Raw genomic sequence first — 13,264 nt, forward strand, 5'->3', positions numbered from 1 at the left:
GTAGGCGCCCGTTACCGACCCTTGTGTTGCGGGGCAGTTGAGAGAAAAGTTGCTACTGCGTCCTGTGGGCTGGAACACACCGCGTACGGGAGTGGGCGGGCAACCCCGGGAAGAACGGGAGGCAAGTCATGGCCGACAGAGCGGGTAGTTCCTCGGGTTCGGGAACTGCGCCTACCGCCGAAGGTCCGGACGCTATCCGCAACGTGGTTCTGGTCGGACCGTCCGGGGGCGGGAAAACCACCCTCGTGGAAGCGCTTTTGGTGTCCGCCGGAGTGCTCTCTCGCCCCGGCTCGGTAACCGACGGCACCACGGTCTGCGACTTCGACGAAGCGGAGACCCGTCAACAGCGCTCGGTCGGCCTGGCGGTCGCCGCACTGTCACACCAGGGCATCAAGGTCAATCTGGTCGACACCCCCGGCTATGCCGACTTCGTGGGTGAACTGCGCACCGGGCTGCGCGCCGCGGACTGCGCGCTATTTGTCATCGCGGCAAACGAAGGTGTGGACGAGCCGACGAAGTCGCTCTGGCAAGAATGCAGCCAGGTTGGCATGCCGCGGGCGGTGGTGATCACCAAACTCGACCACGCGCGAGCGAACTACGCGGAGGCGTTGGCTGCCGCCCAGATCGCGTTCGGGGACAAAGTACTGCCGCTGTATCTACCGACCAGCGACGGCTTGATCGGCTTGTTGTCCCAAACCCAGTACGCCTACGCAAACGGCACGCGCTGCGAGACGGCACCCGGAGCTTCGGACGCGGACCGGATAGAGGAGGCCCGCGGGTCCCTGATCGAGGGAATCATCGAAGAGTCCGAGGATCAGTCGCTGATGGAGCGCTACCTCGGTGGCGAGCAGATCGACGAATCGATCCTGATCGAGGATCTGGAGAAGGCCGTTGCGCGGGGCTCGTTTTTTCCGGTGATCCCGGTGTGCGCCAGCACCGGTGTCGGCACGCTGGAACTGCTCGAAGTTGCCACGCGGGGCTTCCCCTCGCCCCGCGAACATCCGCTGCCGGAGGTCTTCACCCCACAGGGCGCCACCCACGCCGACTTGGCCTGCGACGTTGACTCGCCATTGCTCGCCGAAGTGGTCAAGACGACGTCGGACGCCTACGTCGGCAGGGTCAGCCTGGTCCGGGTCTTCGCCGGAACCATCAAGCCCGACGCCACGGTTCACGTGTCAGGTCACTTCTCATCCTTTTTCGGCAGTGACAACGGGAACGACGCGGCCGCCAGCACACACCCCGACCACGACGAGGACGAACGCATCGGGGTGCTGTCGTTTCCGCTCGGAAAACAGCAACGTCCGGCCACCAAAGTGGTGGCCGGTGACATCTGCGCGATCGGCAGGCTGAGCCGGGCCGAAACCGGCGACAGCCTGTCGGACAAGTCCGAACCGCTGGTGCTGAAGCCCTGGACCATGCCGGAGCCGCTACTACCGATGGCCATTGAAGCCCATGCCAAGACCGACGAGGACAAACTCGCGGTCGGACTGAGCCGGCTGGCCGCCGAAGACCCAACGCTGCGCATCGAGCAGAACCAGGAGACCCACCAGATCGTGCTCTGGTGCATGGGCGAGGCCCATGCCGGCGTGGTACTCGACGCGCTCGCCAACCGATACGGCGTCACCGTCGACACCGTCGAGCTGCGGGTGCCGTTGCACGAAACCTTCAGCGGCAACGCCAAGGGGCACGGCCGGCACGTCAAGCAGTCCGGTGGGCACGGCCAGTACGGGGTCTGCGACATCGAAGTGGAACCGCTTCCGGAGGGCTCGGGGTTCGAGTTCCTCGACAAGGTGGTCAGTGGAGCGGTGCCACGTCAGTTCATTCCCAGCGTGGAGAAGGGCGTCCGAGCCCAGATGGACAAGGGCGTGCACGCCGGGTACCCGGTTGTCGACATCCGGGTGACGCTGCTCGACGGCAAAGCCCACAGCGTCGACTCATCGGATTTCGCCTTCCAGATGGCCGGTTCACTGGCGCTGCGAGAGGCGGCCGCCGCGACCAGGGTGACGCTGCTGGAACCGATCGACGAGATCGCGGTGCTCGTGCCCGACGATTACGTCGGCACCATCATGGGCGACCTGTCCGGACGTCGCGGCCGGGTGCTCGGCACCGACACGGTGGGCCACGAACGCACGGTGGTCAAGGCCGAGGTGCCGCAGGTCGAATTGACCAGGTACGCCATCGATTTGCGCTCCCTGGCCCACGGGGCGGCGTCGTTCACCCGCTCCTTCGCCCGCTATGAGCCGATGCCCGAATCCGCCGCCGCCCGCGTGAAGACTCACGCATAGCGGCCCGGCGGATTCATGTCAACCATCAACGGACTGCCCGCGCACATCCTGCTCAATCACCTGGTCGTGGTGCTGGGTCCGCTGACCGCGATCCTGGCCATCGTGTGTGCCTTGTGGACACCGGCACTGCAGCGATTTGTCTGGCTGACGCTGCTGCTGGCGATCATCACACTCATCGCGACCCCGATCACCGCTGACGCCGGTGCATGGCTTCAGGCTCGGCTGGGCCCGTCACCGATGGTAGAAAAGCACCAGGAACTCGGTGAGACCCTGACCTATTTCATGGCGGTCCAGGCGTTGGCCGTCGCCCTGCTGGTGGTCATGCATGTTCGCCGGGAACGGGGGCGTGCGGTCAACACCGCGACGCACCTGACGATCACCGCGCTGGTGATCGTTGCCGCCGCGGCCACGCTCGTCGCGACCTACCAGGTCGGCGATTCCGGCGCGCAGGCCGCCTGGGGTTCCATCGCTTCGGCGCTGGGACCCTACTAGGCCTGCCCGCCGAACTGTTGGGCCACCGCGCGCCGGTCCAGCGACCCCTTCGCGGTATGCGGCAGCTCACTGGCCATCTGGAAGGTGGCCGGAATTTCGAAGGACGCCAGCTTCTCCCGGCAGAATTCGGTGAGTTCCTGCGCAGTGGGCGCGGGCTCACGCGGCACGATCACCGCCGCGACCGCTTCGCCGTAGAGCGCGTCGGGGACGCCGAAGACCGCGTTCTCCTGCACCCCGGGGTGGCTGGCCAGCACCCCTTCGACGCGTTCCGGGGAAATCTTCTCCCCGCCCCGGTTGATCAGTTCCTTGATCCGGCCGCGGATGCTGAGGTCGCCCGCCTGCGACAGGGTTCCGAGGTCGCCGGTGCGTAGCCAGCCGTCGGTGAAGTTTGCCGCGGTGATCTTCGGGTCACCGAGGTAGCCGCGCACCACCGTGGGGCCGTGCAACCAGACTTCGCCGACGGCGCCGGGCCCGACCGGATGCCCGTCGGGCCCGACGATCCGGATTTCGGGCCCCGTTGATCGACCGACCAGACCGGTAGACTCAGCGGGGTTTTCGTCGCAGCCGCTGCCCTCGACTCCGGTGCTTGCCACCTGGTGGGTGGCCTCGGTCATGCCGAATGCGCACAACACCGGGGCGGAGAACTCGTCATGCAACGCTTGCGCGGTTTCGGGCGTGAGTGGCGCGCTGCAACTGCGGATGAAGCGCAATGCGGCGCGAGTCCGGCCGGACGAGTCGGCTTCCCGTTCCGTCTTGGCGCGCTCCAACAAGATCTGGTGGATCGTGGGCACCGCGGTGTACCAGGTGGCGTGCGCGACGTGAATGTCGTCCCAGAATGTGTGCGCCGAGAATTTTCCGCGAGCCGGCAGCAGCACCGTGCCCCCCGAGACCAGGGTCGACAGCAACGCGGCCATCAGGCCGTGGCCGTGGTACAGCGGCATCACCGCAACCGTCGCGTCCTGTGGGCTCAGCCGGTATCCCGCGATGATGGACCGTATCGAGGTGGCGATGTTGGCGCGCGTCCAGGGAACCATCTTCGGCAGCCCCGTGGTTCCCCCGGTGAACATGATCATGGCGTCGTCGGCCCGCAACCCCTGGGGCGCCGACGCCACCGCGGTGGGCTCGCCGGCGGCGTCCAAATGGACCGACAGAATGCCGGTATCGCGCGCCACACTCACCGCGATCGGCCACCATCGAACCGCCGGTTCATCCCGGTTGCCGGGTCCGGTGCCGTCGATGAGCACCACGCGTGCCCCTGCGGCCCCGGCGCGGGCGCGTTGGTCAGCGACCGGCAGCGCCGGATCCAGCGGAACGACGATCAGATTCGCGCGTGACGCGGCCAGCAGCGCGACCACGAACTCGAGGTTGCTGCCCGAGCGCAACGCCACCCGCTCCCCCTGCCGCAGGCCGGCCCGAGTCAGCTGCCCGGCGAGGTCGTCGACCAGGCGGACCAGGTCGCGATAGCTGACCGCGACACGATCGGCGGTGAAGATGACCGCGGTTGCCTCCGGCAGCTGGGCCGCCGCCAGCTCCACCAGATCCGCCAGCCGAGGGCCGGCGGCCGAGTCGCAGGGTTGGGTCCCGACGTGCGCGGGCACTGCCTGGCCGCCGGTGATCGAGTCCGATGCCATCGCGTGCACTCCCTCCAGGTATTACCGGTGCAGTTGGCACCTGATCAGCACCCTGCCGGTGATCGGTACGCGTTGTCCAATACTGACCGGCTACCAGTCGATAGTCGACGGCTATCGAGTCGCGGTGGTGCCGGCCTACGCCGTAGCCGCCGCTCGATAGACGGAGTGAATCGTCGGATAGAGAACCGGTCTTGGACACAGCGGGGGCACCCGATAAGAGTGGTGATCAAGCCACCGGCCACCAACACACCCGAGGAGTCGCCACCATGACCACACAATCGGCATCTCCCAGCGACGCGACAGCCGCAGGCGGATTGACCGATGGTTTCCATCTGGTGGCCGACGCACTCAAAGCCAACGACGTCGCCACGATCTACGGAATCGTCGGCATCCCCATCACCGACCTGGCGCGCACCGTGCAGGCCCGCGGAATCCGCTACATCGGATTCCGCCACGAAGCCTCCGCCGCCAACGCGGCGGCCGCCGCAGGCTTCCTGACCGCCCGGCCCGGGGTGTGCCTCACCACGTCGGGCCCGGGTTTCCTCAACGCGCTGCCCGCACTGGCCAACGCAACCGCCAACTGCTTCCCGATGATCCAGATTTCCGGGTCCAGCCAGCGGGCGATCGTGGATCTGGCACGTGGCGACTATCAGGAGATCGACCAGCTCAACGCGGCCCGCCCATTCGCGAAAGCCGCGTACCGGATCAATCGGGTCGAAGATGTCGGGCTTGGCATTGCCCGCGCGTTGCGCACCGCGATCTCGGGCCGCCCGGGCGGGGTCTACCTCGACGTCCCCGGCGAGGTGCTCGGTCAGGCGATGGACGCGACGGCCGCCGCGGCGACCGTTTGGCGCCTCGTCGACCCCGCCCCGCGGCAATTGCCCGCACCCGAGGCCGTCGATCGCGCACTGACCATCCTCAGCCAGGCCCAACGTCCGCTGATCGTGCTGGGCAAGGGCGCGGCATATGCACAGGCCGACAACGCGATCCGGGACTTCATCGAGACGACCGGAATTCCGTTCCTGCCCATGTCAATGACCAAGGGGCTACTGCCGGATTCGCATCCGTGCTCCGCGGGGGCGGCTCGCTCGCTTGCCATCGCCCGCGCCGACGCTGTCCTGCTGATCGGGGCTCGGCTGAATTGGCTACTCGGCCACGGCGAGTCACCGCAGTGGTCGGCCGACGCCAAGTTCATCCAGGTCGACATCGCGGCATCGGAGTTCGATAGCAACCGCCCGATTGCCGCGCCACTGACCGGCGACATCGGCTCGGTGATGGCGGCATTGTCCGACGGCCTGGCCCGGCATCCGATCGCGACCAGGGCCCCGTGGACCACCGAGCTCGCCGAACGCAAGGCACGCAACGAAGCAAAAATGCTGCAACGCTTGGCCGAGGATCCGCACCCGATGCGGTTCTACAACGCGCTTGGCGCCATTCGCACTGTGCTGCACGATAATCCCGACGTGTATGTGGTCAATGAAGGCGCCAACGCGCTAGACCTGGCCCGCAATGTCATCGACATGCAGCTGCCGCGTCACCGTATCGACACGGGAACGTGGGGGGTGATGGGTATCGGCATGGGCTACTCCATCGCGGCCGCGGTGGAGACCGGCCGGCCCGTCGTAGCAATCGAAGGGGATAGTGCATTTGGTTTCAGCGGCATGGAGGTCGAGACCATCTGCCGCTACCAGCTTCCCGTCACCGTGGTCATCCTCAACAACGGCGGCGTCTACCGTGGCGACGAGGCCACCAAGGCCCAGGCCACAGACGCCAGTCCCAACGACCCCGCCCCCACTGTGTTGAGCGCCCACGCACGCCACGAGCTGATCGCAGAAGCATTCGGCGGCAAGGGATATCACGTCACCACCCCGACTGAGCTGCGGTCGGCGCTGACCGCGGCGCTCGCATCCAACGGACCCACCGTCATCGACTGCGAACTCGACCCGGCCGCCGGTGTGGAGAGCGGGCACCTAGCCAGCCTAAATCCCACTAGCGCGGCCACCCCAGCGCGGGTCAGCGCCGGCGGCTGATCTCCATCAGCCGCGTTTGGAAGAACTCATCCAACGCGAGCCCCTGGGCGCTGGTCATCAGCGCCCTGGCGACGGGAGATCCAGGCCCGGTGGAACTGGTAGCCAAGGCGACCTGGGCTTTCACCACCGGGCTGACCAGTTGGACCGGGCGTATCTCACCGCCCGCGGGTGTGGTCCATAGCCAGGTGTGCGGCACAATGGACGCCGAATTCCCCGTGGCGACCTGAGCGAACAGCGAAGCAACGGAATCGGTTTCAACCTGCGGACTGACCGTGATGGCGTGGTCGGCGAAGGCCGCGTCGATGATTTGCCGGTCTCGCATATCCGAGGAGAGCAGGGCCAGTGGTAGCTGCGCGGCATCGAGCCAGCTCAGCGTCGACACGCCCGGGGGCAACATCTCCGGCGGCGCCAGCAGCACATAGCGCTCCTCGTACAGCGGCACCAAGTCAACGTCATGACCATCGTCGGAGGACGTATACACGATGGCGGCGTCCAGCTCGAAGTCACGCAGCCGCCGGTACAGCTCGGTGACCGCCAACCGGGAACAGATCTGCGCCTTCACCAACGGGTGCGCCGAGCAGAAGTCCGACAGCACCAGCGACGCAGTTGTCGAGGCAGACGGAACGGTGCCCAAACGCAGCGTTCCGGTGATCCCCGATCGCACCGCGTCCACCTCTGCCTTGAAGGCGTCGTGCTCGGCGATGATCCGCTTGGCCCAGACCACCAACCGCTCACCCTCCGGGGTGAGCCCCTCGAAGCTGTGGCCCCGATTGATCAAGGTGACGTTGAGTTCACGTTCGAGCTTGGCGATTGCCGAGGACAAGGCGGGCTGCGACACATAACACTTCTCCGCCGCCCGGGCGAAGTGGCGTTCCTGAGCTACCGCGACGAAGTACTCCAGTTGACGGAAGAGCACTGACACCTCCTCGGTCATGTGTACCGATTCGCTGAGACTACCGCCCCCACCGGACCGTTGTCGCCCGCCGGTCCCCGATTGGGCCGCCAGGTCCTGCACCGTCGCGACAAGGTCCGCGCGCCATTGGGCGGTTCTCGTTACCCCGCAGCGCGGTTGGACCGCCAGGGCTCCGGCGTTGTTGATTAGCAGGCTTGTGAGCTGCGGAATTGTGGATTGAGGAGGTCTAGGCGGCGGTTGGCGGTCAAAGCGGTGATCCGGCAGGCTTCGGCGATGTTGTCGGCGCCGTTGAGGCGGTGCAGATTGATCGCGGTGTTGCGTAGCGTTGCTAGGACCTGTGCGCCGTTTCCGGTATGTGCCCTTTGACGGTCTTCGCCGAAGGTGACGTCGCGTATCCAGTGCAGGCTGTTCTCGATTCCCCAGTGTTGACGCATCCAGGTCATGATCGCGGTAGGGCGGGCGTGCTCGAACGGCAGGCTGCAGATGGCATAGACCACCTCCACGCTGCGCTGGTCGGTGGCGGTGATCAAGCGTTCACGAGTGATCCGGATGATTTGTTTTGCGTAGGGGAAGCCGATTCCTCGTGCAGCGGTGATGATTTGCAGGGTGCGGGTCTCGACACGGCCGTGGCCGCGGGAGTCGTCGGTAGCGGCTGCGGGCACCTCGGCCCAGGGCAGCGCGGTGATACGCGCAAGTATTTTGGCTTGGTTGGACTTGACGATCATCAGGTAGTGCGACTTCAAGGTGGCGCAGATCAACTTCGCGGTGACGACCTGGGTATGCATCGCATCCACGGTGACCAGCCACCGCAAGCTACCCGGCAGCAGCGTGAGCAGGGCACGTACGCAGGGAATTTCATTGCTTTTCTCGGCGACAGCGAGTTGACCGAGCACCAATCGGGCACGGTGGGCGAACACCGACACGAGATGCGTGGCTGTCGCTTTGGCGCGTAAAGCACCACGCAGCATCTTGCCGTCCAACGCGATCGGCACCAATCCACTGGGGTCGCTGCTGGCCACGTGTGCAGTGAAGTAACTGCCCATCCTGGCGTTGAGGTCGGCGGGGTCTAGCCGAGACAAAACAGCGCGGAAGGTCTTCTCACTGGGCCGCCGGAACCGGACCCCTAATTGGGCCAACACATCATCGGGAGCGGTGGCCGCCCATGTGGCAAAACCGGCATAGCCGCGCATCCCCGCGGCAGTGGCCAGAACCGCGATCGCCAACAAAGCCATCAGCGAATACCTCCGACCGCGTGGGTCCCTCGGGTCTGGCACCGAGGCCAACACATCGAGAAACTCCGATCCGATGAGCTCGCTGCGCTCACCAGGACTCCAGCGGTCGAACACCTCTGGAACCGACGACACAGGCAATACTGAAACGGTAGGCACGGGCAACTCCAGACCAACGACGAACAGTAACCAACTCGAACGTTCTCCAGATAGCCCGTGCCTACACTCCGGCCCCAATAGCGCGGCACCAAAGATCATCAACCCAGCTCACAAGCCTGCTAATCAACAACGCCGGAGCCCTGGTTGGACCGCAGGCGCGGCGCGACGAGCCAGCCCGGACGTACGCGGAATCGGTATCGCTACCAGCGAATCCGACCCCGGAATCTGCGCCAACGTCAATTCCGGATTGATTTTCGGCGCACCGAGGAGTTTCACCCGAGACCCCGAATATGGGCCCGAATCCCGACCCCCAGGCTAACTGAGAATTGTTTGCTACACCCCGCGAGTGGGCACCTAACAACTAGAATGCGTTTAGTTGCTCGCACCATCTCGAAGGGCGGACGCCATGCGTCGAATAATTCGTTATCGATTCGTTATGGTTGCGATTACAGTATTGGCGGTCGTGGCAGCGGGCAGTCCCGCCACCGCGGCCCTGCCGGCCGCAGAGCCGATTCCGGGCGTTGCTTCGGTGTTGCCCGCGAACGGAGCGGTGGTAGGAGTGGCGCACCCCGTGGTGGTGACGTTCACCGCGCCAGTGACCAACCGCCGCGCCGCCCAACGGACCATTCACGTCCTTTCACCGAGCAACATGACCGGACACTTCCAGTGGGTCCAAAGCAACGTCGTGCAGTGGGTGCCGGACCGATACTGGCCCACCCACACGCGCGTTTCGGTGGGGGTGCAGGAACTGACCACCGGCTTCGAGACCGGTGACGAGCTGCTCGGTGTGGCCAGCATCTCCGCGCACACCTTCACCGTCAGCCGCAACGGTGACGTGCTGCGCACCATGCCGGCGTCGATGGGCAAACCCAGTCGCCCCACTCCGATCGGCAGCTTCACCGCCTTGTCCAAAGAGCGCACCGTTGTCATGGACTCCCGCACCATCGGCATCCCGCTGAACTCGTCGGAGGGGTACATGATCACCGCCTCCTACGCGGTTCGGGTCACGTGGAGCGGAGTGTATGTCCATTCGGCGCCGTGGTCGGTGAACTCACAGGGCTACGCCAATGTGAGCCACGGGTGCATCAACCTGAGCCCGGATAACGCGGCGTGGTACTTCGACAGCGTCAACGTCGGCGATCCGATCGAGGTGGTCGGCTAGTCTTTGCGGCGCGCACAACGGTGCTGGCTGCCGGCTGAATCATCCAGCCGGTCAGCCGATCCCGGCCTGCACCACCTTGACAACCACCAGCACCACCGCGACCACGAGGTAGGCCCGCAGGGTGAATAGGCCCAGCCGGTGTGCCGGCGACATGGCCGGGCGGGCAAGGTCGGTCAGATTGGGGGTACACCACTGGGCCCGGTCCTGTTGGCGAATGGCACGCCGTTCGGCACGGCTGAGCAACTTGGCGTCGTTGATCTCATCGACCTCCCCGGGATCCAGCCCGCCGCCCAGGGATTGCGAGATGGCCTCCGCGTCGCGTCGGTCGCTGCGCCGGCGGCCGGTGATGAGCACCGCAGCGCCGCCCATCATGCCGATCGCCGCGCCGGCCACCAGACCTATCTCGATGGCGGCGGTCGACAGGCGCGGAAAGAAGGTCGTTACCGTCAGCGCCAGCGACAGCAAGACCAGACACCAGACCGTGGTCCAAGCAATAATGTTCTGCCGCAGGGTGTTTACCCACGGACCCAGTACCGCATGGTCGTTGCAGAGCAACACCAGAAATACCGTTGCCGACGGTAGCAGGATGCCGGCGAGGGCCTGCACACCCTGGGTCACCAAGCCGAGCAAGTAGTCGGGGCTGAACGCTACCGCGGCTGAAATCGCAAGTAGCGCCGCGTAGCCGCCGTAGAACAGCGGGGCCTCACTGATCTTCCAGTGCAGCGAGTGCCTTTTGCCCATCGCGTCGCCAACGGCATAGGTGGTGGCCAGCCCGATGGCGTTCGCGCCGATCAGCGATGCGTCGAGTAGCACGACTGCGAACAGGATGCCCACGGTGGAGCCGAAGTGGTTGGTCAAACTCGTTGCGACCGCGCCCGCGTCACTGAAGTAGCCGACGTCGGAGGTGCCGGCCAGCCCGAATGCGGTCACCGCCATCAGCGCTGTCGCCCCGACGATCACCACGACGATGCCGAGTACCAGATCCGCTCGTGCGTAGGGAATCCAGCGCGCCGTGATGCGCTTGTCCACCACGTTGGACTGCTGAAAGAACAACTGCCATGGTGCGATCGTGGTGCCGACGATCGCCACGATGAGCAACAGCACCGTGGAGTCCAGTCCTCCGGGGAAGCGTGGCACCAAACCACCCACCGTCCCCGAGAACGTCGGATGCACCAGTAGCGCCATCGGAATGATCACCACGTTGACCGCGATCAGCAGAAACATCATCTGCTCCCAGCGGCGAAATGAGCCGCCGGCGACCACCGCGAACAACAGCACCGCGGCGGCCGGGATGGCGACCGCCTTCGGGCAGCCGAGAAAGCCGAGGGCCATTGATACGCCGATGAATTCGGTGACGATGGTCAGCGCATTGAGGATCAACAGGTCGCCGACGCTAAACGCGCCCCAGAACTTGCCGAAGCGCTCGAAGATCAGCCGCGCGTGCCCGACCCTTACGACCGCACCCAGGCGCAACACCATTTCCTGGTTCACGTATAGCACCGGGATCAGCAAGGCCAGGGTCCAGAGCAGGGTCATCCCGTAGTTCTGGCCGGCCTGAGCGTAAGTGGCGACACCACCGGCGTCGTTGTCGCCGACCATCACGATCAGCCCGGGACCGCTGATGACCATCAGGGTCCGCAGACGCTGCCACCGCCGGGAAGCTACGCCGTCGCCATCCCGCCGGATCCGGCCGAACGCACCGACGATGTCGCCGGTATGGGCCGAATCCAGGACGGCGGCGTCGGCGGAGTGCACAGCGGAATTCGGGGCACCGCGACGCGAAGTGGATATCGAGGTCATCAACGTCTCGCTATCGATACAGAGGTGGCGAACCGGACAGCGCAAGCCACTCCCGGCGACGGACACCGGGTCAGCGTCCGCCGCCCAGTTCGTTGCGGCTCAGGGAATTAGCGGTAGTTGTTGGTGCCCAGATCTGGATGTCCACCCAGCGACGCGGTAACCACCGCGATCGGCATCCTGGACACGTAGCGGTTGGCGCGCTCCTGCGGTGTCAGGACGAAGTGGGCGGACCACTTGTTGGTCAGCCGCCGGCCCGCACTGAGCAGCGAACGTCCCGGAAAACCGGTCATGTAGGGAATACGTTGTGTAGCAACCAAAGCCATGATCTTACTCCTGGTGGGAAAACCGATCGGCTTACATCATTCAACGCGTCAAGGTGTCCCGGGCCTTCATGGCGCTGGTGCCCCACGGATTGGGCACAGATCCTGGTGATGGCCCGACAAGGCTTAGGCGGTAGAAGAAATGCCGGAACCGGATCGGGGGAAGACGGATTTCGGATAGGGACTATCGCCCGGACTGATGTCACTCATGTCTCGCCCTCACCTCCTCACGGCCATGACACACGGGGGTGTCGTCACATCACCTATGCAAGAGGGATGACCGTACGGCGACGCATCGTCGAACGCACCCCTCTCGTGGGAGCTTCGGCACTGCACGGCGTATCCGGACTATCCGGAAGCCACTTGGGCTCAACCCTTAGGCCGGGAAGAGCTGTCCTGACCCGGGGCGTCGCTCGACGTACGGGGTCAGTGGCCTGTATCCATGCAGACGCCTCGCCTACCGAGGTGCTTGCGGGAACCATGCTCGCACCGAAACCCGCTGCTCGTCAAACGGCTATTTGGTAACGGCCACCACCAACGATGGCACTGGCGATGGTGGCGGCCTACCCTCGCCGGCATGGGCACCACTTTGCAGGACGCCAAAGTCGCCGCGGCGCTGGACCGGATGTACGCCGCAGCCGCAAACGAAATGACGGCGCTGCGCGAGCGACGCGCTGAAATCGAACGGCTGTGGTCTGGGGATGCGCAGCAACGGGCCGACGCGATGAGCGAGTTCTACATCCCGGTGACACCGGAGGCCGGCCGACTCATGTATGCGCTGGTCCGTGCGATCCGACCCACGACCGTCGTCGAGTTCGGAATGTCGTTCGGCATATCCACCATCCATCTCGCGGCCGCGGTTCGCGACAACGGCAGCGGCCGGGTGGTGACCACCGAACTCAACGCCAGCAAGATCGCCGCCGCCAAGCAGACCTTCGCCGACACCGAGCTGGCCGACGTGATCACCGTCGCCGAAGGGGATGCGCTCGCCACGCTGACAACCGTGCCCGGACCGGTCCAATTCGTGCTGCTCGACGGCTGGAAAGACCTGTACCTACCCGTCGTCAGGCTGCTGGAGCCGGTGCTGCCGGCGGGTGCATTGATCCTTGCCGACAACACCGAGTCCGCCGGTTCCCGGCCGTACCTGGACTACATCCGGGACCCCGCCAACGGCTACGTGAGCTTCAACTTTCCCGCCAGAAGCAGCGACAGCATGGAAATCAGCTGTCGCACGGCCGATTAA

10 protein-coding genes and 1 riboswitch are annotated in these 13,264 nt (G+C 65.4%); of the genes, 5 read left to right on the top strand and 5 right to left on the bottom strand.

All coding sequences use genetic code 11. The features are described from left to right. Positions 1–128 precede the first annotated feature (128 nt). Entirely contained in the window at positions 129–2,285 is a 2,157-nt protein-coding gene (locus tag SHTP_RS24540; protein WP_096372056.1) for an elongation factor G-like protein EF-G2, read from the top strand. 15 nt (positions 2,286–2,300) lie between these two features. After that, positions 2,301–2,777, top strand: a complete 477-nt coding sequence (locus SHTP_RS24545; RefSeq protein WP_096372057.1) for a DUF2231 domain-containing protein — start codon at positions 2,301–2,303, stop codon at positions 2,775–2,777. Here SHTP_RS24545 and SHTP_RS24550 read toward each other — a convergent pair. Then, positions 2,774–4,408 (bottom strand): FadD7 family fatty acid--CoA ligase, encoded by a 1,635-nt coding sequence (locus tag SHTP_RS24550; RefSeq protein WP_096372058.1) that lies wholly within the window; start codon positions 4,406–4,408, stop codon positions 2,774–2,776. The genes SHTP_RS24545 and SHTP_RS24550 overlap by 4 nt on opposite strands. A 266-nt stretch (positions 4,409–4,674) precedes the next feature. On the opposite strand from SHTP_RS24550, the gene oxc reads away from it, so the two are divergent. Further along, on the top strand, positions 4,675–6,438 hold the full coding sequence (oxc, locus tag SHTP_RS24560) for an oxalyl-CoA decarboxylase (RefSeq protein ID WP_096372650.1): 1,764 nt from the start codon (positions 4,675–4,677) through the stop codon (positions 6,436–6,438). On the opposite strand, the gene SHTP_RS24565 is transcribed toward oxc, so the two are convergent. Beyond that, positions 6,422–7,354: a LysR family transcriptional regulator gene (locus SHTP_RS24565; RefSeq protein WP_036451764.1), complete on the bottom strand. Its 933-nt coding sequence runs from the start codon at positions 7,352–7,354 to the stop codon at positions 6,422–6,424. The genes oxc and SHTP_RS24565 overlap by 17 nt on opposite strands. A 182-nt stretch (positions 7,355–7,536) precedes the next feature. After that, the gene (locus tag SHTP_RS24570; protein ID WP_420873051.1) at positions 7,537–8,739 is read right to left on the bottom strand and encodes an ISAs1-like element IS2404/ISMul1 family transposase; all 1,203 of its coding nucleotides are present in this window, start codon (positions 8,737–8,739) and stop codon (positions 7,537–7,539) included. Between the two features lie 406 nt (positions 8,740–9,145). On the opposite strand from SHTP_RS24570, the gene SHTP_RS24580 reads away from it, so the two are divergent. Further along, entirely contained in the window at positions 9,146–9,901 is a 756-nt protein-coding gene (locus SHTP_RS24580) for a L,D-transpeptidase (protein ID WP_096372061.1), read from the top strand. Positions 9,902–9,952: 51 nt separating this feature from the next. Here SHTP_RS24580 and SHTP_RS24585 read toward each other — a convergent pair whose 3' ends face one another. Both SHTP_RS24585 and SHTP_RS24590 read right to left on the bottom strand, forming a co-directional pair. Next, positions 9,953–11,701 carry an NRAMP family divalent metal transporter gene (locus SHTP_RS24585; RefSeq protein WP_011742310.1) on the bottom strand — a complete coding sequence of 583 codons (1,749 nt, stop codon included), beginning with the start codon at positions 11,699–11,701 and terminating at the stop codon, positions 9,953–9,955. Positions 11,702–11,808: 107 nt separating this feature from the next. Continuing rightward, on the bottom strand, positions 11,809–12,024 hold the full coding sequence (locus SHTP_RS24590) for a hypothetical protein (protein WP_012392300.1): 216 nt from the start codon (positions 12,022–12,024) through the stop codon (positions 11,809–11,811). A gap of 298 nt (positions 12,025–12,322) precedes the next feature. Next, a riboswitch (M-box (ykoK) riboswitch) is annotated at positions 12,323–12,493 on the bottom strand. A 105-nt stretch (positions 12,494–12,598) separates the two neighbouring features. Here SHTP_RS24590 and SHTP_RS24595 point away from each other — a divergent pair. Continuing rightward, positions 12,599–13,264, top strand: coding sequence for an O-methyltransferase (locus SHTP_RS24595; RefSeq protein WP_011742312.1), 666 nt, complete (start codon positions 12,599–12,601; stop codon positions 13,262–13,264).

Source organism: Mycobacterium ulcerans subsp. shinshuense (assembly GCF_002355775.1).
GTDB lineage: Bacteria > Actinomycetota > Actinomycetes > Mycobacteriales > Mycobacteriaceae > Mycobacterium > Mycobacterium marinum.